At 73.4% G+C, this 21,418-nt stretch carries 13 protein-coding genes and 1 pseudogene; 5 read left to right on the plus strand and 9 right to left on the minus strand.

The window, feature by feature from the left end:
- Positions 1–762 (minus strand): maltotransferase domain-containing protein (locus tag ACIRFH_RS24625; protein ID WP_403524628.1); only part of this gene is annotated, 762 nt, incomplete at its 3' end.
- A 470-nt stretch (positions 763–1,232) separates the two neighbouring features.
- On the opposite strand from ACIRFH_RS24625, the gene ACIRFH_RS24630 reads away from it, so the two are divergent.
- A complete protein-coding gene (locus ACIRFH_RS24630; RefSeq protein ID WP_403524631.1) occupies positions 1,233–3,881 on the plus strand; it encodes a glycosyltransferase family 1 protein in 2,649 nt (882 codons plus the stop codon).
- Positions 3,882–3,905: 24 nt separating this feature from the next.
- Here ACIRFH_RS24630 and ACIRFH_RS24635 read toward each other — a convergent pair whose 3' ends face one another.
- From ACIRFH_RS24635 to ACIRFH_RS24665, 7 genes are all read right to left on the minus strand, one after another.
- Positions 3,906–4,415, minus strand: a complete 510-nt coding sequence (locus ACIRFH_RS24635; protein WP_403524634.1) for a DUF1990 family protein — start codon at positions 4,413–4,415, stop codon at positions 3,906–3,908.
- A gap of 80 nt (positions 4,416–4,495) precedes the next feature.
- The gene (locus ACIRFH_RS24640) at positions 4,496–6,154 is read right to left on the minus strand and encodes a M4 family metallopeptidase (protein ID WP_403524637.1); all 1,659 of its coding nucleotides are present in this window, start codon (positions 6,152–6,154) and stop codon (positions 4,496–4,498) included.
- A gap of 337 nt (positions 6,155–6,491) precedes the next feature.
- Positions 6,492–8,519, minus strand: a complete 2,028-nt coding sequence (locus ACIRFH_RS24645; RefSeq protein WP_403524639.1) for a M4 family metallopeptidase — start codon at positions 8,517–8,519, stop codon at positions 6,492–6,494.
- A gap of 239 nt (positions 8,520–8,758) precedes the next feature.
- Positions 8,759–10,609 (minus strand): ABC transporter ATP-binding protein, encoded by a 1,851-nt coding sequence (locus ACIRFH_RS24650; RefSeq protein WP_403524642.1) that lies wholly within the window; start codon positions 10,607–10,609, stop codon positions 8,759–8,761.
- On the minus strand, positions 10,606–12,399 hold the full coding sequence (locus tag ACIRFH_RS24655; protein WP_403524645.1) for an ABC transporter transmembrane domain-containing protein: 1,794 nt from the start codon (positions 12,397–12,399) through the stop codon (positions 10,606–10,608). Before ACIRFH_RS24655 ends, ACIRFH_RS24650 begins: the two co-directional genes overlap by 4 nt.
- Positions 12,396–14,264: an ABC transporter ATP-binding protein gene (locus ACIRFH_RS24660; RefSeq protein WP_403524648.1), complete on the minus strand. Its 1,869-nt coding sequence runs from the start codon at positions 14,262–14,264 to the stop codon at positions 12,396–12,398. The genes ACIRFH_RS24655 and ACIRFH_RS24660 overlap by 4 nt, the downstream gene beginning before the upstream one ends.
- A complete protein-coding gene (locus ACIRFH_RS24665) occupies positions 14,261–16,204 on the minus strand; it encodes an ABC transporter ATP-binding protein (protein WP_403524651.1) in 1,944 nt (647 codons plus the stop codon). The genes ACIRFH_RS24660 and ACIRFH_RS24665 overlap by 4 nt, the downstream gene beginning before the upstream one ends.
- 148 nt (positions 16,205–16,352) lie before the next feature.
- Between ACIRFH_RS24665 and ACIRFH_RS24670 the strand changes: the two genes are divergently transcribed.
- From ACIRFH_RS24670 to ACIRFH_RS24685, 4 genes are read left to right on the plus strand one after another with little or no spacing between them, the layout of a single operon-like run.
- The gene (locus ACIRFH_RS24670; RefSeq protein WP_403524654.1) at positions 16,353–17,255 is read left to right on the plus strand and encodes an ATP-binding cassette domain-containing protein; all 903 of its coding nucleotides are present in this window, start codon (positions 16,353–16,355) and stop codon (positions 17,253–17,255) included.
- The gene (locus ACIRFH_RS24675) at positions 17,252–18,001 is read left to right on the plus strand and encodes an ABC transporter permease (RefSeq protein WP_403524657.1); all 750 of its coding nucleotides are present in this window, start codon (positions 17,252–17,254) and stop codon (positions 17,999–18,001) included. The genes ACIRFH_RS24670 and ACIRFH_RS24675 overlap by 4 nt, the downstream gene beginning before the upstream one ends.
- 40 nt (positions 18,002–18,041) lie before the next feature.
- Positions 18,042–19,292 (plus strand): sensor histidine kinase, encoded by a 1,251-nt coding sequence (locus ACIRFH_RS24680; protein ID WP_403524659.1) that lies wholly within the window; start codon positions 18,042–18,044, stop codon positions 19,290–19,292.
- The gene (locus ACIRFH_RS24685; RefSeq protein ID WP_403524662.1) at positions 19,282–19,926 is read left to right on the plus strand and encodes a response regulator; all 645 of its coding nucleotides are present in this window, start codon (positions 19,282–19,284) and stop codon (positions 19,924–19,926) included. The genes ACIRFH_RS24680 and ACIRFH_RS24685 overlap by 11 nt, the downstream gene beginning before the upstream one ends.
- Here the strand turns inward: ACIRFH_RS24685 and ACIRFH_RS24690 are convergent.
- Positions 19,902–21,336, minus strand: a pseudogene (locus ACIRFH_RS24690) (sulfatase). The gene ACIRFH_RS24685 and the pseudogene ACIRFH_RS24690 overlap by 25 nt on opposite strands.
- Positions 21,337–21,418 lie beyond the last annotated feature (82 nt).

The following is a 21,418-nucleotide window of genomic DNA, read 5'->3' on the forward strand; positions in this document are numbered from 1 at the left end:
GGTGCCGTGGGGCTGCTGGGGGGTGCCCTCGGAGCGGGGGAAGAACTCGTACCAGGAGCCGTACAGGGCGCGTTCGCGCTCGACCAGCAGGGGCAACGGGTCGGAGGAGGTGACCAGCTCCCGCAGCGGGTGCCGGGCCAGCACCGCCTCCACCTCCGGCGTCAACGCCCCCGCCAGCCGCGACGCGGCCGGACGGGACTCGTCCCGCAGCGCGTCGACGGCGGCCAGGAGCTGTGCGCGCCCCTCGCTCTCCGGCACCTCCGCGGCGGCGCGCTCGTACAGCCGCGCGCCCTCCTCCAGGACCAGCTCCGTGTCGAGGCCGGCCGGGATCTTGATCCGCGCGTGGTGCCGCCAGGTGGTGACCGGATCACCCCACGCCTCGACGGTGTACGACCACAGGCCGGGCTCCCCGGCGGTCACCGTGGCCCCCCAGCGGTCGGTGCCCGGCGCCAGCTCCCGCATCGGCGTCCACGGGCCCGGCCGGCCCCGGGGGTCTCTGAGGACGACGTTGGCCGCCACCGCGTCGTGTCCCTCCCGGAACACGGTGGCCGATATCTCGAACGCCTCGCCGGTCACGGCCTTCGCGGGCCGGCGCCCCCGCAGGACGACGGGGCGCACGTCGAGGACGGGGATGCGCCCGACGGCGGTCGAGTCCCCGGCCGAGGGCGGCCCGGGGACCGGCGGGCCGGCGTCGGCCGGGCGCTCCGGGACCGCTTCGGCGCCGGAGGCGGTGGGGGCTGACGAGTGGTGCGTGGCGGGCATGACCGCTCCTGTCCGCGTCAACGAGGGTGGGCGGATGACTCTGGGGGAGGTGGGTCCTGCGGGGGTTCCCCCGTGCGTACCGCAGGAGCCTTCCCACACTGTTCGGGTGGGCAATCCGGCACTTTGTTAACTACTCGCGCGTATGTCGACACATGCGGTGGTCCCTGACCGAACGCCTTCCCGCGCGGCGCCCCCGCAATCAGTGCCTCCGCGACATGTGCAGCTTTTCGCGCGGGGGCGACCTGTCACAAGGAGGTCGATGGGGAAAGATCCGGCCATATCGACGCGCCGGTACGGGCGGCCCGTCCTGCGGGCACCCCCTCCGGGGGAGTTCGGGAACAGAGCCGTTCAGGCCGATTCGGGAGTCTCGGGGCGAAGCGCCCGGCGGGGGACGGAGTGACGCCGGTACCGTCATAAGCGACGAGGTGGCCCACACCCCGTCCAATCGAGCGAACGCGCAGAGGTGGAGTGTGAAGGCGATCCGTCGACTGACCGTCCGTCCTGTTCTCCCCGACCCCCTCCGGCCCCTCAGCGATCTGGCCCGCAATCTGCGCTGGTCCTGGCATGCGGAGACCCGCGACCTCTTCCGGTCCGTCGACGCCGGATGCTGGGCGGCCTCCGGCCGCGACCCGGTGCGGCTGCTCGGCACCGTCCCGCCCGCGCGCCTGGCGGAGCTGGCCGAGGACCGCCGGTTCCTGCGCCGGCTGGCCGCGGCGGCCGACGACCTCGACCACTACATGACCGGCGACCGCTGGTACCAGGGCCGGCCGGGCCGACTGCCCGCCGCCGTCGCCTACTTCTCACCCGAGTTCGGCATCACCGCCGCCCTGCCCCAGTACTCCGGCGGCCTCGGCATCCTGGCCGGCGACCACCTGAAGGCGGCCAGCGACCTCGGGGTGCCGCTCATCGGCGTCGGCCTGCTCTACCGGCACGGCTACTTCCGGCAGTCCCTGTCCCGGGACGGCTGGCAGCAGGAGCACTACCCCGTCCTCGACCCCCACGAGCTGCCGCTGACCCTGCTCAAGGAGCCCGACGGCACCTCCGCCCGCGTCGCCCTCGCCCTGCCCGGCGGCCGGGAGCTGCGGGCCCGGATCTGGCTGGCCCAGGTCGGCCGGGTGCCCCTGCTGCTCCTGGACTCGGACGTCGAGGAGAACGACCTCGGTGAACGCGGCGTCACCGACCGGCTCTACGGCGGCGGCAGTGAACACCGGCTCCTGCAGGAGATGCTGCTGGGCATAGGAGGTGTCCGGGCGGTGCGGACGTACTGCCGGCTCACCGGCCACGCCGAACCGGAGGTGTTCCACACCAACGAGGGCCACGCCGGATTCCTCGGTCTGGAGCGCATCGCCGAACTCCGCGACCAGGGGCTGGAGTTCGACTCCGCACTGGAGGCGGTGCGGGCGGGCACCGTCTTCACCACCCACACGCCCGTCCCGGCCGGCATCGACCGCTTCGACCGCGGACTGGTCGCCCGCCACTTCGGCCCCGGCGCCGAACTCCCGCGCATCGACGTCGAGCGCGTCCTCGGGCTCGGCATGGAGACCTATCCCGGCGGCGATCCGGGCCTGTTCAACATGGCCGTGATGGGGCTGCGCCTGGCCCAGCGCGCCAACGGCGTCTCCCTGCTGCACGGCGGCGTCAGCCGTCAGATGTTCGCCGGGCTGTGGCCCGGCTTCGACGCCGACGAGGTGCCGATCACCTCCGTCACCAACGGCGTCCACGCCCCGACCTGGGTCGCCCCCGAGGTCTTCCGGCTCGGCGCCCGGCAGATCGGCGTGCAGCGCGCCGAGGACGCCCTGACCGTCGGCGGCTCGGACCGCTGGGACTCGGTCGCCGACATCCCCGACCAGGACATCTGGGAGCTGCGCCGCACCCTGCGCGAGCAGCTGGTGACCGAGGTGCGCGAGCGCCTGCGCGCCTCCTGGCGGCAGCGCGGCGCGGGGACGGCCGAGCTGGGCTGGATCGACGACGTCCTCGACCCGGACGTGCTCACCATCGGCTTCGCGCGGCGCGTCCCGTCGTACAAGCGCCTCACGCTGATGCTGCGCGACCGGGACCGGCTGAGGGAGCTGCTGCTGCATCCCGAGCGGCCGGTCCAGATCGTCGTCGCCGGCAAGGCGCACCCGGCGGACGACGGCGGCAAACGGCTGGTGCAGGAGCTGGTGCGGTTCGCGGACGACCCGCGGGTGCGGCACCGCATCGTGTTCCTGCCCGACTACGGCATGGCGATGGCGCAGAAGCTCTACCCGGGCTGCGACATCTGGCTGAACAACCCGCTGCGGCCCCTGGAGGCGTGCGGGACCAGCGGCATGAAGGCGGCGCTCAACGGCTGCCTCAACCTGTCGGTGCTGGACGGCTGGTGGGACGAGTGGTACCAGCCGGACTTCGGCTGGGCGATCCCCACCGCCGACGGTGCCGACGGGGGCGCCTCCACGCTCTCGGCGGTGGGGGAGGACGCCGACCGGCGCGACGCCGTGGAGGCCGCCGCCCTCTACGACCTGCTGGAGCAGCGGATCACCCCCCGTTTCTACGAGCGGGGCGCGAGCGGGCTGCCCGACCGGTGGATCGAGATGGTCCGCAGGACCCTGAGCCTGCTCGGGCCGAAGGTGCTGGCCGGCCGCATGGTCCGGGAGTACGTCGAGCGGCTGTACGCGCCGGCGGCCGAGGCGCACCGCGCCATGGACCCGGACGCGGCCCGCGCGCTCGCCGAGTGGAAGGCCCGCCTGCGGGCGGCCTGGCCCGGCGTGAGCGTCGACCACGTCGAGACGTCCGCGCCCGCCGCGACGGCGGAGCTCGGCACGACGCTCGGGCTGCGGGTGCGGGTGAACCTCGGCGACCTCGCCCCGGACGACGTGGAGGTCCAGGCGGCCTTCGGCCGGGTGGACTCCGAGGACCGCATCACGGACGCGGCGACCGTGCCGCTGAAACCGGTGGGCGGCCCCGACCTGGAGGGCCGCTGGATGTACGAGGGCCCACTCGCCCTGGACCGCACCGGTCCCTTCGGCTACACGGTCCGCATCCTGCCGGCCCACCGGCTGCTGGCGTCCGCCGCGGAGATGGGGCTGGTCGCGGTGGCGTCGGACGAGCTGGGGGAGGCGGCGGGGCTGCTGATGCGGTGAACGCCCGAAAGCGGCGGGTGCGGCTCAGTCCGCGTCGTCCCCGCCGCTCAGCCGTCGCAGCACGGTGCCGCAGCGGCGGGCGTAGGCGTGCTGGAAGCCCCGGGTCGCCGGTCCGCCCGCCTTCGCGTACCACTTGGCCGGGCGGCTGAAGGCGGTCACGGTCAGCCAGACCGTGCCGTCGCCGGTGCGGTCCACGACGAAGGCCTCCTCGCCGGACTCGGGGTGGCCGGGCAGCGTGCCGTACGCCCAGCCGGCCCGGCGCGGCTCCTCCAGCGTCCACACCACCCGGCAGGGAGCCTTGATCATCCCGGCGAGGGTGACGGTGACGTCGACGCCGGGCGCGGCACGGTCCGCGCTCGCGTCGATGCCGACGCCCATCGCCCGGTGCATCTCCCAGGTGAGCACGGCCTCGGCCGCGCGCCGGAACACCGGCTCGCCCTCCCCGAGGCGCGTGCGTACGTGCATGGGGCGGAAGCCGGGCGGGCAGGGGGCCTGCTCGCGGGTGGCGCCGACGTCGTCGTACGTGAAGGACATGGGCACCAAGACTAGGGCGGCACCCGGGAACCGGTGGTTCCGGGTGCCGCCCGTCGTGCCGGTGCCGGTGCTCGTGCCGGTCAGTTCACGTTGATCGCGGTCCAGGCCGCGGCCACCGTCTTGTACTCGGTGCTGGTGGAGCCGTACAGGGCCGAGGCCGCGTTCAGGGTCGCCGTGCGGGCGCCCTTGTAGTTGGTCGTCGACGTCATGTACGTGGTCAGCGCCTTGTACCAGATCTGCAGCGCCTTGGCGCGGCCGATGCCGGTGACGGTGGCGCCGTTGTACGTCGGGGAGTTGTAGCTGACCCCGTCGATGGTCTTCGCCCCGCTGCCCTCGGCGAGCAGGAAGAAGAAGTGGTTGGCCGGGCCCGACGAGTAGTGCACGTCGACGCTGCCGAGGCTGGAGGACCAGTAGTCCTTGGACGCGCCGTCCTTGCTGGGCTTGTCCATGTAGCGCAGCGGGGTGCCGTCGCCGTTGATGTCGATCTTCTCGCCGATGAGGTAGTCGCCCTTGTCGGCGGAGTTGTTCGCGTAGTACTCCACACCGGTGCCGAAGATGTCGCTGGTCGCCTCGTTGAGGCCGCCGGACTCGCCGCTGTAGTTGAGGCCGGCGGTGTTGGAGGTGACGCCGTGGCTCATCTCGTGCCCGGCCACGTCCAGCGAGGTCAACGGGTTCGTGTTGCCGTAGCCGTCGCCGTAGGTCATGCAGAAGCAGCTGTCGGACCAGAAGGCGTTGACGTACTGGTTGCCGTAGTGGACCCGGGAGTAGGCCGCCTTGCCGTCGTTCTTGATGCCGTTGCGGCCGAAGCTGTTCTTGTAGAAGTCCCAGGTGACCTGGGCGCCGTAGGCGGCGTCCACGGCGGCCGTCTGGTCGGTGGAGGAGCTGGAGGCGGTGCCGGTGCCCCACACGTCGTCGGCGTCGGTGAACAGGGTGCCGGTGCCGTTGGTCTTGCGGGCCAGGTTGTACGTCTTGTGGCCGCCGCGCCCGGTGTCGTAGAGCTGGTACGTCGTGCCCGACTTGTAGGTGCCGAGGGTGACCGTGCCCGAGTACAGGCTCTTGCCGGAGCCGGTCTCGATGCCCTGGTACTCGTGCAGTTTGGCGCCGGTGGCCGCGTCGGTGATGACGTGCAGTTCGTTGGGGGTGCCGTCGTCCTGGAGGCCGCCGACGACGGTCTCGTAGGCGAGGACCGGCTTGCCGTCGGCCGCCCAGATCACCTTGCGGGGCGCGGAGTCGGCCGCGGTCTTCGACGACCCGGCGGCCTTCGCGGCGCCCAGCGCCTGCTGCTCGGCCCGGTCCGCGGCGATCTTCGGCGTCACGGTGGCGACCTCGATGGCGGCGTTCGTCGCTCTGGTCACGCCCTGGGTCGCGCCGGACTTCGCCCGGTGCACCACGAGGTCGCCGCCGAGGACGGGCAGCCCGTCGTAGGTGCGCTCGTAGCGGGTGTGCACGGTGCCGTCGACGTCCTTGACGACGTCCTTGACGACCAGCTTCTCCTTGGCGCCGAGGCCTATCTCCTGGGCCGTGGCGGTCGCGGAGCGCTGCTGCTCCTGGACGAGCGCGGTGCGGGCGGAGTCCGACAGCAGCACCGGGGCGCCCGGCAGAGCCCGCGGCGCGGAGGGGCCGGAGGGGCCGGCGGCGGCGCTGCCGGCGGTCAGGCCGGTGGTGAGCAGGGCGCCGGCCGCGACGGCGGTGGCGGCGGCCAGCGTGGTGCGCTTGTGGCGGGCGAAGAGGGAGGACACACAAGCTCCTTCGGTGGGGAGTCCGGCCGGCGTGGGGGTGCCGGCCGGCGGTGACTGCGAAGTTGTGCGGTGAGTGACGGAAGAGTGGCACTCATGCCGCGTACATGTCATCGGGGTCGAATGATGTTGGCCGAAAGTCGATGCCCGGGCGCATGTTGCGGGAACGTGAACCCGTGTGACCTCGGTAAAACCGCAACCTCGGCCACGTATGGGCTTGGCAAAAAACGGGTGGCCATGGAGAGGGCGCCGCCCCCGGGAGTCGAACCTCCGGGAACGGCGCCCTGACTGTGGTGCGGCCGCGCGGACCGGTGCGCCGGCGGCCTCGTGGACCCGCGGCCTACGGGAAGGTGAGGCGCCAGGCGTCGATGTAGCCGGTGTCCTGCGAGCCCTTGTCCTGGACGCGCAGCTTCCAGGTGCCGTTGGCCGATTCGGACGAGGCGTTGACCGTGTAGGTCTCGTGCACGTCCTCCGCCGGGTCGTAGCCGCTGCTCTTCAGGCGGTACGTCGACCCGTCCGGGGCCACCAGGTCGATCTGCAGGTCACCGCGCCAGGTGTGCACGATGTCCACGCCCACCTGGAGGTTGCTCGGCGCGTTGCCGGTGCGGCCGGAAACGGTGATCGAGGAGGTCACCGCGGACCCGTAGTCGGGGATGTTCACGTTCGCGGTGTTCTCGAGGGTCGTGCCGCCCCCGCCGCCGCCGCCCGAACGCGAGCCGACGTTGATGCCCGCCCACGCGTCCTGCACCGCCTTGTACTCGGCGCTGTCGGTGCCGTACAGCTCACCGGCCGCCGCGAGGGTGCCGGTGCGGGCGCCCGCGTAGTTGGTGGTCGACGTGAACTTCGTGGTGAGCGCGCGGAACCAGATCTTCTCCGCCTTGGCGCGGCCGATGCCGGTGACCGGAAGCCCGTCCGAGGTCGGCGAGTCGTAGGTGACACCGTTGATGGTCTTGGTGCCGCTGCCCTCGCTCAGCAGGTAGAAGAAGTGGTTGGCCGGGCCCGACGAGTAGTGCACGTCGATGTTGCCGAGGCCGGAGTACCAGGAGTCCTTGGACGCGCCGTCCTTGCTGGGCTTGTCCATGTAGCGCAGCGGGGTGCCGTCGCCGTTGATGTCGATCTCCTCGCCGATGAGGTAGTCACCGACGTCCGAGGGGTTGTTCGCGTAGAACTCGACCGAGGTGGCGAAGATGTCGCTGGTCGCCTCGTTGAGGCCGCCGGACTCGCCGCTGTAGTTGAGGCCGGCGGTGTTGGAGGTGACGCCGTGGGTCATCTCGTGCGCGGCCACGTCGATGGACGTCAGCGGGTGGGTGTTGCCCGACCCGTCGCCGTACGTCATGCAGAAGCAGCTGTCCGACCAGAAGGCGTTGACGTAGTTGTTGCCGTAGTGGACCCGGGAGTACGCGCCCACGCCGTCGCCGCGGATGCCGGAGCGGCCCTGGACGTTCTTGTAGTAGTCCCAGGTCAGAGCGGCCCCGTAGTGGGCGTCGGCGGCGGCGGTCTCCGCGTTGGACGCGCTGCCGTTGCCCCACGTGTCGTCGGTGCCGGAGAACAGCGTGCCGGTGCCGGAGGTGCCGCGGTTGAGGTTGTACGTCTTGTGGTTGCCGCGCGCCGTGTCGGTCAGCGTGTACGACGACCCGGACTGCGCGGTGCCCAGCGTCACCGTGCCGCTGTACATGGTGTTGCCGGTGCCCTGGTGGATCGCCTGGTACTCGTAGAGCTTGGCGCCGGTGGCCGCGTCGGTGACGACGTGCAGCTCGTTCGGCGTGCCGTCCTCCTGGAGGCCGCCCACGACCGTCTCGTACGCCAGGACCGGTGTGCCGTTGCCCGCCCAGATCACCTTGCGCGGGGCGCGTTCGGCGTCCGGCTTCTCGGCGCCGGCGGCCTTGGCGGCGGAGACCGCCTGCTGCTCGGCCTTGGCGGCGGTGATCTTCGGCGTCACGGTGGCCGGCTTGATCGCCTTGGCCGTGGCCTTCACGACCCGCTCGGTCTTCCCCGACGCGGCGGTGGTGACGACCAGGTCGCCGCCGAGGACGGGCAGTCCGTCGTAGGTGCGCTCGTAGCGGGTGTGCAGGGTGCCGTCGCGGTCCTTGACCACGTCCCGGACGACCAGTTTCTCCTTGGCGCCCAGGCCCAGGTCACCGGCCGTCCCGGCCTTGGTGGCGTCGGCCTCCCGGATCAGTTCCGCGCGCTGGGCCGGGGTGAGCTTGACGGATTCGGCGCCCGGGGCGGGGGCCGGCCGCGGGGCGGCGGTGGCGCCGCCGGCCTGGAAGGCCGTGGCGATCAGCGCGGCGACACCGGCCAGGGCGATGCCCGCCGCGCGGCGGTGCGTGGTGTGGGAGGTGCGTCTGTGGGGAGTGCTGCTGCTCAACACTGACTCCTTCTGCGTGGCCGCGGGTCGCGCGGCCGGGAGAGACCGGGCGGCGGATGAGCCGTCCGGGCAGAGCTGGGCGGTACGCAGAACCACGTGCCAAGAGCCGGCCGCGGCACAGCGCTGACAGGAAGCTGTGGGGGCGCTGTGGAGCGGCCGTGGGAAGAGTGGCAGGAGATCCGGACCCTTGTCAGGACCGCGTCAGTAAGTTGGCCGGAAATCGTTCGTTGTCCGGGCGTTCATGTTCGATATACGGAATGGTTGCCGTGCGTGTCCTTTACTGACCGCCCGCTCAGTCGGCCGGCCGCCGCCGCGTCATCGACGGAGGGCGCCCGGCCGTGCCACGACTCCCACAGCGCCGCGTACGCGCCACCGGCCGCCACCAGCTCGTCGTGCGTGCCGAGTTCGGTCAGCCGGCCGTCCTCCATCACGGCCACGCGGTCGGCGTCGTGCGCGGTGTGCAGCCGGTGCGCGATGGCGATGACCGTACGGCCCGCCAGTACGGCGGCGAGCGCGCGCTCGGTGTGCCGGGCCGTCGTCGGGTCCAGCAGGGCGGTGGCCTCGTCCAGGATCAGCGTGTGCGGATCGGCCAGCACCACCCGGGCGAGGGCCAGTTGCTGGGCCCGGGAGCCGTCGGCGCGGCCGCCGTCGCCACCCAGCTCGGTGTCCAGGCCCTCCGGCAGCTCCCGCACCCACTCCTCGGCGCCGACCGCGGCGAGGGCGGCCCACAGCTCGTCGTCGGTCGCGTCCGGCTCGGCGATGAGCAGGTTGTCGCGGACCGTGCCCAGGAAGACGTGGTGCTCCTGGGTGACCAGCACGACCTGACGGCGCAGCCGCTCCGGGGCGAGCGCGGCCACGGGCACCCCGCCCACCGTCACCGAGCCCTCGTCCGGCGCGTCGATGCCCGCCAGCAGCCGGCTCAGCGTGGACTTGCCCGCCCCGGACGGTCCGACGACCGCCAGCCGTTCACCCGGCCGCACGGTCAGGTCCACCCCGCGCAGCACCTCGCCGCCCCGGTCGTACGAGTAACGCACCCCGGACACGTCGATGCGGTCGTGCTCCGGGACCGCCGAGTCGTCCGCCGCGGCCCGCGGAGCGAGGGCCAGCCCCTCCACCCGGGCGAACGACGCGCCGCCGCGCTGGAGTTCCTCGTACCGCATCAGCACCTCGTCGAGCGGCACGGTCAGCTGCTGGAGGTACAGCGCACAGGCCACCACCGCACCCACGCTCACCCTTCCGTGCGCGTGCAGGACCCCGCCCGTCAGCAGCACACCCGCCACGGGCACGACGTACGACACCTCGACCACCGGGAAGAACACGGTGCGCAGATACAGCGTGTGGAAGCGGGTGCGCCGCGAGACCGCCAGCGCCCGGCGGCTCGCCGCGACCCGCTCGCCGGCCAGCCGGAACGCCTCGATGGTGCGGGCGCCCGCCACCGTGGAGGCGACGACCTCGGCGACGTCCGAATTGGCCGCGCCCTCGGCGAGATAGCCGTCGCGGGCCCGCCGCAGGTACCAGCGCATCGCCGACCGGATCGGCAACAGCAGCACCAGCGCCACCCCGCCGAGCACCGGGGACAGCACGAACACCGCGGCGCCGAGGAACAGCGCCTGCACGGCGTTGACCAGCAGTTCCGGACCCGCGTCGCGCAGCGTCGTGCCGACGGTGGACACGTCCGAGGTGCCCCGCGTCGTCAGGTCCCCGGTACCCGCCCGCTCCACCGCGGACGCCGGCAGCGCCAGGGCCCGGTCCACGAACCGCTCCCGCACCCGGGCCAGCGTCCGCTCGCCGAAGCGGTGCCCCACGTACCGGGCCCAGCGGGCCAGCAGCAGCTGGGCCGCCGAGCAGACCAGGATGGCGAGCGCCATCCGGTCCACGGCGTCCACCCCGCCACCGGCCCGCACCTCGTCCACGATCCGGCCCAGCAGCCACGGCCCGGCCAGCCCGGCGAGGGCCGCGAGCGCGTTCAGGCCGAGCAGCGCGGCGAACGCCCGCCGGTCGGCGCGCACCAGGCCGGCCATCGCCCGGCGCACGGCGGCGCGTTCGGCGACGGGGAGCTGCCCCGGTGTGCCCGGCACCCGCGGTGTCATCGCACGGCCTCCTCGTCCTCGGCGTCCCCGGTGCCGTCGGCGTCCTCGGCGTCGGCGTCGTCGGTGGCTCGCGCGACCAGCCGCCGGTATCCCGGCTCGGCGTCGAGCAGTTCGCGGTGGCCGCCGGTGGCCGCCACCTTGCCGTCGACCAGCCAGTGCACGACGTCCGCCCGGTCCAGCACCAGCGGGGACGTGCCGGCCAGCACGGTCGTACGGCCCTCGCGCGCCGCCCGCAGCCGCTGTGCCACCGTCGCCTCGGTGTGCGCGTCCAGCGCGGAGGTCGGTTCGACGGCGAGCAGCACCTCCGGGTCGGCCAGCAGCGCGCGGGCGAGCCGGACGCGCTGACGCTGACCGCCGGAGAGGCTGCGGCCCTGGGCGGCGACGGGCGTGTCCAGCCCCTCGGGCAGGCCCCGGACGATGTCGTCGGCGGCGGCCGCGCGGACGGCCCGGGACAGGCGCTCGTCGGCCCGGCGGGGCCCCGCGGCGCCGATCACCTCGCGCAGCGTGCCCGCGAACAGGTCGGCCTCGGCGTCGGCGACCAGGATGCGTTCCCGCACCCGGGCCAGCGGGATCTCCCTCAGCGGCACCTCCCCCCAGGTCGCGTCGGAGGGGGCGTACCGGCCGAGGCGGTCGATCACGGCGGCGGCGTCGGCCGGCCGCGCCCCGGCCAGCACGGTCAGCCGCCCCGGCGGCACCCGCACCCCGGACTCCGGGTCGTACAGCACCGACGGCTCGGAAGGGGCCTCGCGCATGCCCTCGTCCGGCTCGGGCTCCAGCCGCAGGAACGCGACCACGCGGCGGGCGGCCACCACGCCCCGGCTGAGCTGGTGGCTCATCTCGATCAGGAACATCACCGGCCAGCCCAGCGCCACGACATAGCCGTACACCGACACCAGCTCGCCCACGCTGATCTCCCCGCGCGCGGCCAGCCGGGCACCCAGCCAGGTCACCAGCCCCAGGAACAGCATCGGCAGCCCCACCCCGAGGGCCTGGATCCAGCTCGTCACCGCCCCGACCCGGTAGCCCTGCGCGCGCAGCCGCGCCGAGTCGTGGCGGAAGGCGTCCGCGACCAGGTTCTTGCCGCCCAGCCCGTTCAGCACCCGCAGCCCGCCCGCCAGGTCGCCGATCCGCGCCGTCAGCACGCTCTGCCGCTCCCGGTACTCGGCCTCCCGGCCCTGCAGCCGGCCCATCAGCGGCCCCAGCAGCACCCCCAGCGCCGGCACCCCGAGCAGCACCACCAGGGCGAGCCGCGCCGACACCGACAGCATCAGGCCGCCGACCGCCGCGTACGCCACGACAGCGCCGACACCGGGCCCGACCGCCGTCAGCGACTGGCTGATCGTCTGCACGTCGCCCACCCCGATGGTGACGACCTCACCGGTCCCCACCTGCCGGCGCAGCGCCGCCCCGAGCCGGGTCGCGTGCCCGACGACGACCTTGACCGTGCGGAAGTTGGCGTCCATCCTGACCCGCGTCATCACGCGGTGCCGCAGGATGCCCAGCCACGCGTTGACGGCCCCCGCCGCCACCAGCGCCGCCGCCCAGCCGGCCAGCGCGCCCAGGTCACCGCGCTCCAGCCCGTGGTCGACCGCCCGCGCCATCAGGTACGGCGTCGCCGCCAGCAGCACCATCCACACGCTGGCGAGCACCGCCCCCGCCGCACAGCGCCGCCACTGCCGCCCGACCAGCCACCACAGGTACCGCCAGCCGCCTCGGCGGTCGGGCGTGCCGGGATCCTCGTACGCGTCGATCGAGGCGCCGCCCGTCCGCCACCCCCCGGCGCCGCTCACGCGAGAGAGTCCCGCCACGCCCGGTGCAGGTCCGCGAACCGGCCCGTCCCCGCGATCAGTTCGGCCGGGGCGCCGTCCTCCACGATCCGGCCGTGCTCCATCACCAGCACCCGGTCGGCGATCCCCACGGTCGACAGCCGGTGCGCGATCACCACCGCCGTACGGCCCTTCAGCACCGTCGCCATGGCCCGCTGCACCGCCCGCTCCCCGGGGACGTCCAGCGAGCTGGTCGCCTCGTCCAGGATCAGCACCGCCGGATCGGCGAGCAACGCCCGCGCGAACGCCACCAGTTGCCGCTGCCCGGCCGAGATCCGGCCGCCCCGCTTGCGGACGTCGGTGTCGTAGCCGTCGGGCAGCGCGGCGATGAAGTCGTGGGCGCCGATCGCCTTCGCGGCCCGCTCGATCTCCTCCCGCGTCGCCTCCGGACGCCCGATGGCGATGTTCTCGGCGACCGTGCCGGAGAACAGGAACGCCTCCTGCGTCACCATCACCACCCCGCGCCGCAGTTCGGGCACGGCGAGGTCGCGCAGATCGGTGCCGTCCAGCAGGACCCGCCCGTCGGAGGGGTCGTAGAACCGGGCGAGCAGCTTGGCCAGCGTCGACTTGCCCGCGCCCGTCGAGCCGACCACGGCGACGGTCTGCCCGGCCGGGATCGTCAGGTCGAAGCGGGGCAGCACCTCACCGCCGGTGCGGTAGCCGAAGCGGACCCCGTCGAAGACGACCTCGCGGCCCGGGTGCTCCGACACGGGCGGCGGCAGCTCCTTCGGCGCGGCCGGCTCCGGCACGGACGGCGTCTGGGCCAGCAGCCCGGCGATCTTCTCCAGCGAGGCCGCCGCCGACTGGTAGGAGTTCAGGAACATGCCGAGCCGGTCGATCGGGTCGTACAGCCGGCGCAGGTACAGCACCGCCGCCGCCAGCACGCCCAGCGCCAGCGTGCCGTCCGCGACCCGGTACGCGCCCCACAGCACGATCCCCGCGACGGCCGTGTTGGCGACCAGCCGGGAGCCGACGACGTACCGGGCCATCTCCAGCAGCGCGTCGCCGTTGGTCCGCTCGTGGCGCCGGTTCAGCACGGCGAAGCCGGCGTCGTTGGCGGCCTCGCGGCGGAAGGCGCGCACCGGCCGGATGCCGTTCATCGTCTCCACGAACTTCACGATCACCGCCGCGATCGCCGTGGACCGCTGCCGGTACACGCGCCCCGCGCGCCGCTGATACATCCGGATCAGCCCGTACAGCGGCACGAACGACGCCACGGCGACGGCCCCGAGGCCGAGATCCAGCCACAGCAGCATCGCCGAGATGTAGACGAACGACAGGACGACCGTGACCAGCTCCTGCAGCCCCTCGCTGAGCAGCTCCCGCAGCGACTCGACGTCCGTGGTGGAGCGGGAGATGAGCCGCCCCGACGTGTAGCGCTCGTGGAAGTCGACGCTGAGCGCCTGCGCGTGCCGGAAGATCCGGCCCCTCAGGTCCAGCAGCACGTCCTGGTTGACGCGGGCGGACGCGGCGATGAACGCGTACTGCAGGGCACCGCCGGTCAGCGAGCACAGCAGGTACCCGGCACCGACCGCGACCAGCGGCCCGTGGTCGTGGTCGCGGAAGGCCGGCACGGCCCGGTCGATGGCGTACGCCACCAGCAGCGGGCCCGCCTGCACGGCCGCCTGCTGGAGCAGCAGGAGCAGCACCGTGACGGCGACGCGCGCCCGCATGGGCGCCAGCAGCGACCGCAGCAGGGCCGCCGTGGCACCCGGCGGGCTGGACAGGACGTCGCGGTCGAAGTCGTCGCCGGTGCGCTCCGCGCCGTCGGTCCGGGGCGGCTCCTCCGCCTCGCCGGGAGCGGGCGGGGACGTGATGGGGGCCGTCATCGCCGGTCTTCCTCCTGTTCTCCCGCGCCGGACATCAGATGGGCGTACTCGGCGTTCGTGCGCAGCAGTTCGTGGTGGGTGCCGACGGCGGCGATCCGGCCCCCGGACAGCAGGGCCACCCGGTCGGCGAGCAGGACCGTGGAGGGGCGGTGCGCCACGATCAGCGCGGTGGTGTCGGCGAGCACCCGGCGCAGCGCGGCCTCGACGGCGGCCTCCGTGTGCACGTCCAGCGCGGACAGCGGGTCGTCGAGGACGAGGAACCTCGGCCCGCCGACCACGGCCCGGGCCAGCGCGAGGCGCTGCCGCTGCCCGCCGGACAGGCTGAGGCCCTGCTCGCCCACCTGGGTGTCGACGCCCTGCGGAAGGGCGTGCACGAAGTCGGCCTGCGCGACGGCGAGCGCCCGCCCCAGCGCGTCGGGCCCGGTGCCCTCCCCGGCTCCCATCAGCACGTTCTCGCCGACGCTCGCCGAGAAGAGCGTGGGCTCCTCGAAGGCCACGGCGACCAGGGCGCGCAGCTCCTCGCGGGGCAGGGCGGCGATGTCCTCGCCGTCCAGCGTGATCCGTCCCCCGGTCACCTCGTGCAGCCGGGGGATCAACGCGGTCAGCGTCGTCTTGCCGCTGCCGGTCGCACCGACCAGGGCCATGGACTCGCCGGGCCGGATGTGCAGGTCGACTCCGTCGAGGAGGGGCGGGGAGTCCGGGGGAGCGTCGGGGTACCGGAAGCGGACGCCCTCGAACCGCAGGCCGCCCGCCCCCTCCTCCGCTGCGGGCAGTCGTGCCTCCCCCAGTGCCTGAACGGCCTGGGAGGTACCCCCAGGGGCGGCACGGGTGGGTGGTGGGGGTCCCCCCGCTCGAGCGAAGCCGAGAGTGGGGGAGGCACCCCGCGACGCCGGGCCGCGGTCCCCACCCCCCGACACCGGGGCACGGTCACCGACACCCCCCGGCGACTCGACCTCCGCGTCCATCACCTCGAAGTACCGATCCGTAGCCGTCGCCGCCTCCTGACTCATCGCCAGCAGGAACCCGATCGACTCCACCGGCCACCGCAGCGCCAGCGCCGTCGACAGGAACGCCACCAGCGTCCCCGCCGACAACGCCCCGTCCGCCACCCGCACCGCACCCACCACCAGCGCCGCCCCGATCGCCAGCTCCGGCAGCGTCACGATGACCGCCCAGATCGCCGCCAGCAGCCGCGCCTTGCGCAGCTCCGTCCCCCGCAGCGTGTGCGACAGCTCGTGGAAGGCGCGGGCCTGGCTGCGGTGCCGCCCGAAGCCCTTGATGATGCGGATGCCGAGCACGCTCTCCTCGACCACGGTCGTCAGATCCCCGACCTGGTCCTGCGCGCGCCGCGCCACCTCGGAGTACTTCTTCTCGAAGACCGCGCACGTGATCATCACCGGGACGGCCGGCCCGAGGACGACCAGCCCCAGCGTCCAGTCCTGCACCAGCATGATGCCCACGCCGATCAGGATCGTGACCCCGTTGACCAGCAGGAACGTCAGCGGGAAGGCGAGGAACATGCGCAGCAGCATCAGATCCGTCGTCCCCCGGGACAGCAACTGCCCCGAGGCCCACCGGTCGTGGAAGGCGACCGGCAGCCGCTGCAGGTGCCGGTACAGATCCGCCCGCATCCCCGCCTCGACGCCCGCCAGCGGCCGGGCCACCAGCCACCGCCGCAACCCGAACAGCAGCGCCTCCGCCAACCCCAGGAGCAGCAGGTACAGCGCGCCGAGCCACACGCCCGCCGGGTCCCGGTCGGCGACCGGCCCGTCCACCATCCACTTCAGGACGAGCGGGATCACCAGCCCCACGCAGGAGGCGAGCACCGCCACGAACGCGGCGGTGGACAGCCGCACCCGCACGGGTCGCACGTACGGCCACAGGCGCAGCAGGGAACGCACGGCGGAACGGTCCTTGGCGGATACACGTGTCGTGGACATCAGCAGCGAGCCTACGGTTCACCACTGACAGTGCCCAGCGAGTTTTCGCGCGCGCCGGGGTCGTACGGGGGCATCGACCGATCGGCTGATGCGCCTTCGAGCGCGACGGCCGATGTGGCGGGCACCCCTTTCCCGGGACGCTGGTGCCATGCCCGTCATCGAAGTCACCGACCTGCGCAAGTCCTACGGGGGCCGCCCCGTCGTCGACGGGGTGTCGTTCGCCGTCGAGGAGGGCGAGATCTTCGGCATCCTCGGCCCGAACGGCGCCGGCAAGACCACCACCGTCGAGTGCGTCGAGGGACTGCGCGTCCCCGACGCGGGCCGCGTCCGCGTCACCGGCCTCGACCCCGTCGCCGACCACGAGAAGGTCGCCCGGGTCCTCGGCGCCCAGCTCCAGCAGAGCGAACTGCAGCCCAAGCTCACCGTCCGCGAGGCCCTGGAGCTGTACGCCTCCTTCTACCCGCGCCCCGCCGACTGGCGCCCGCTCGCCGAGCGGCTCGGCCTCACCGACAAGCTCACCACCCGGTTCGCCAAGCTCTCCGGCGGCCAGAAGCAGCGCCTGTTCATCGCGCTGGCCCTCGTCGGCGACCCCCGGGTCGTCGTCCTGGACGAGCTGACCACCGGCCTCGACCCGCGCGCCCGCCGCGAGACCTGGCAGCTCATCGAGGACGTCCGGGCGAGCGGCGTCACCGTCCTGCTGGTCACGCACTTCATGGAGGAGGCCCAGCGCCTCTGCGACCGCATCGCGGTGATCGACAAGGGCCGGGTCGCCGCCCTGGACACCCCGCAGGGCCTGATCCGGCGTTCGGCGGGCGCCACCGTCATCAGCTTCACCCCGTCCGCGCCGCTGGACGCAGACGACCTGAACGCGCTGCCGCAGCTCGCCTCGGTCGAGCACAAGGACGGCCGCCTGACGCTGTCCGGCACCGACGAGACGGTGAACGCCGTCCTCACCCTCCTCGCCCGCACCCGCGTCACCGCCCACCAGCTGCGCGTCACCGACGCCACACTGGACGACGCCTTCCTGGACCTCACGGAGACCACGGCATGAGCATGCACATCCTCGACCGCGCCGTACTGAAGACGGAGATCCGCCTCTTCCGGCGCGAACCCGGCGCCGTCTTCTGGATGCTGGTCTTCCCCACCCTGCTGCTGGTGATCCTCGGCTCCATCCCGTCCTTCCGCGAGGCCGACCCCTCCTTCGGCGGCCTGCGCCCGGTCGACGCCTACGTACCGGTGGCCGTCCTGCTCGGTCTGATCCTCGGCGGGCTCCAGGGCATGCCGCAGACCCTCACCGGCTACCGGGAACGCGGCGTCCTGCGCCGGATGTCCACCACACCGGTACGGCCCTCGGCACTGCTGTCGGCGCAGATGCTGGTGTTCGGGGGCGCCTCGGTGCTCTCCGCACTGCTCGCGCTCGCGGTCGGCAGGCTCGCCTTCGACGTGACGCTCCCGGCACAGCCCGTCGGCTACCTCCTCGCGCTGCTGCTCGCCGTGGTCTCCGCCCTCGCCCTGGGCGCCGTCGTCTCCGCCCTGTCCCGCACCACGAAGATCGCCGGCGCGATCGGATCGGCCGCGATGTTCCCGGCGATGTTCTGCGCGGGCGTGTGGCTGCCGGTGCAGGCCATGCCGGACCTGCTCGCCCGCATCGTCGGCTTCACCCCGTTCGGTGCCGCCGCGAAGGCCCTCGACGCGGCCGCCGCGGGCGACTGGCCCGGCTGGACGCACCTCGGGGTGCTGGTCGCCTGGACGGTGCTGCTCACCGCGGCGGCCTCGCGCTGGTTCCGCTGGGAATGAGCCGGCCGGGAAGGGTACGGGCGTGTTCGACAATGGCGTCATGACGGACACGACAGCGGTTGACGAGCGGTGGGCGGTGTTCCACCGCTGGGGACCCTACGGGCTGCTGGCCGTCGGAACCCTGGTCTCCTGGTCGACCGCCGACGCGATCGACATGACCACGGCCGAACGCCGGGTGGCGGCGGTCCTCGTCGCCGTGGCCGCCGTCCTGCAACTGTGCTGGAACCGGGCGGCCCGCACCCGCCGGGAACCGTCCGTGGCCGGCGGCTGCTACTACGCCGTCCGCTGGGCGATCGGCTTCGCCCTCACCTGGCTCAACCCGCTGTTCGCCTTCTACGCGGTCGTCGGCTACTTCGGCGCCCAGCACCTGCTGCCGCGGCGCCTGGTCGGGGTCGGGTTGTTCGCCACCGCCGTGACGCTCGCGGGCTCGCAGTCGGGCGGACTGCCGCCGCACGGGGTCATGGGGTGGGTCCTCTTCGGCGCCATCCTCACGGTCAACAGCATGCTGCTGGCCCTCTTCGCCCACTTCGCCGCCCTGGAAGAGGCCCGCAGCCGGGCCCGGGTGGAGACCATCGCCGAACTGGAGCGCACCAACACCGCGTTGCAGCAGGCCCTCGACGAGAACGCCGCCCTGCACGCCCAGCTCCTCGTCCAGGCCCGCGAGGCCGGCGTCGCCGACGAGCGCCGGCGGCTGGCCGCCGAGATCCACGACACCCTCGCCCAGGGACTGACCGGCATCATCGCGCAGCTCCAGGCGGTGTCCGCCACCCCGGACGAGACGACGGCCCGCAAGCACGTGGGCCGCGCCATGGACCTGGCCCGGCACAGCCTGGGCGAGGCCCGCCGGTCGGTGCACAACCTCGCTCCGGTGGACCTGGCGGACGCCGGACTGCCCGAGGCGCTCAAGACCACCGTCGCCCAGTGGGGCGAACGCACCGGACACCGCGCCGACTTCACCGTGACCGGCACCGTCCGGCCGCTGCACGACGAGGTGGCGGCCACTCTCCTGCGCATCGTCCAGGAGGCCCTGTCCAACGCCGCCCGGCACGCCCACGCCTCCCGGGTCGGCGTCACCCTGTCCTTCATGGACGACGAGGTCACCCTCGACATCCGCGACGACGGCCGGGGCTTCGACCTCCATCTCGTACGTCCGCGCACCCGGACCGGCGGTTTCGGCCTGGACGGCATGCGCGCCCGCGCCGAGCGCATCGCCGGGACCCTGACGGTCGAGTCCGAGCCCGGCCACGGTACGGCGGTCTCGGCTCGCGTACCGTTGGTGGGTGACCGATGACCCGCCCATCTCCCTGCTGATCGTCGACGACCACCCCGTCGTACGGGACGGCCTGCGCGGCATGTTCGAGGCCGCACCCGGATTCACCGTGCTCGGCGAGGCGGCCGGCGGCGTCGAGGCGGTGGAGAAGGCCGCCGTGCTCGACCCGGACGTGATCCTCATGGACCTGCGCATGCCGGGCGGCGGGGGAGTGGACGCCATCCGGGAACTGGCCCGCCGCGGCGCCCGCGCCAAGGTCCTGGTCCTGACCACGTACGACACCGACTCCGACACGCTGCCCGCGATCGAGGCCGGCGCGACCGGCTACCTCCTCAAGGACGCGCCCCGCGACGAGCTGTTCACCGCGGTCCGCGCCGCCGCCCAGGGCCGCACCGTCCTCTCCCCGGCCGTCGCCACCCGCCTGGTCTCCGCGGTCCGCACGCCCAGGACCCCCGGCGGCGAGCCCCTCTCCGCCCGCGAGCGCGAGGTGCTCGCCCTGGTCGCCCGGGGCACCTCCAACAAGGAGATCGCCCGCGAGCTGTTCATCAGCGAGGCCACCGTGAAGACCCACCTCACCCACCTGTACGCCAAGCTCGGCGTCAAGGACCGCGCGGCGGCGGTGGCGACGGCCTACGACCGGGGCATCCTCGGCTGAGACCGGGCCCGCGGCCAGGACGGCGACGGGTACGGCAGCAGCGTGCCGTTCACCTTCTCCCAGACGGCCTTCAGCTCGGCCAGCGGCTGCGGCCGGTCGGCGGCGAGATCGGCCTGCTCGCGGGCGTCGGCGGCCAGGTCGAACAGGTGGCCCTTGCCGTCCGCGTCCCGGTGGTACTTCCAGTCGCCGCGCCTGAGCGCCCGGTTGCCCCGCACCCGCCGGAACGGGTCGCGCTCGGGCACTCTCTCGCCGTGCAGCAGGTAGCCGGCGAGACTGTGACCGTCGAGCGGGTACGCCGGGTCCGGCCGGGCACCGCCCAGCTCCAGCAGGGTGGCCGTCCAGTCGGGGGAGTACACGGGGACGTGGCTGACCTGGCGGGCGTCGACGCCGGCCGGCGCAGAACGGTCGGTATCCGGATACCGCCCTCCAGCAGCTCCCCCTTCCCGCCGCTGAGCGGCCACTGGTACGAGAAGCGCTCACCGCCGTTGTCGCTGGCGAAGACGACGAGCGTGTCCTCCTCCTGGCCCGAGCGGCGCAGCGCGGTGAGCACCTTGCCGACCGAGGCGTCCAGGTTCTCGACCACCGCCCGGTACTTCTCCACCGAGCCGCCGTCGCTGTGCGCCAGGGCGCGCACCCCGCCCCCGGCCCGGACCTTCGCCGCGATCCCGGCGCCCGTCTCGGCGTCGTCCTCGGTCAGCCACGGCCAGGGCGGGGTGGTGAAGTTGAGGTTGAGCAGCCAGGGCCGGTCGTGGCCGCGGGAGACGTACTCGACGGCCCGCTCGGTCAGGACGGTGGTGTAGTAGCGCAGGTCCTGGTACACGGCGTCGCCCTCGTACAGGTCGTACTCGCCGATGCCCCCGAGCTTGGAGAAGTACTCCAGGGCGCCGCCGAAGTAGCCGAAGAACTCGTCCCAGCCCGACCTCGTGGGGCTGTAGTCCGGCAGGTAACCGCAGTGCCACTCGCCGATCAGGGCGGTCGCGTACCCGGCCCTCTTCAGCAGCGAGACCAGGGCGGGGTGATTCGGGTCCAGGCCCCGGGTGCGGTTGCCGATGGCCTCGGCCAGCCCGCCCCTGGCGCGGCCCATGTAGAGGCTGAACCGGGTCGGGGAGCAGGTCGCCGACCCGGAGTAGGCGTCGGTGAACCGCACCCCCTGCGCGGCGATCCGGTCCAGGTTCGGCGTCCGGATGTGCGGGGCGCCGTACGACGACAGGTCGGCCCAGCCCAGGTCGTCGCCCAGGATGAACAGGATGTTCGGGCGTCTGCGCGGACGGTCGGCGGCGGGCGGGACCGGAACGGACGCTCGGCGGGAGCGGCGGGAGCTGCCGAGGCGGTGGCGGACGTGCCGGCGACGGCCGTCACCGCCCCGCCACCGACCAGACCACCGAAGACACGACGGGATATCTCGGGCATGCGTGATCCAGGTGAGAGAGGAAGAGGTGGAAGAAGGACGTGCGAGCGCGCGGCTCAGCGACAGACGGCGCTGGACTGGCGG

Origin of the sequence: Streptomyces sp. NPDC093586 (assembly GCF_044764905.1) — a bacterium.
GTDB lineage: Bacteria > Actinomycetota > Actinomycetes > Streptomycetales > Streptomycetaceae > Streptomyces.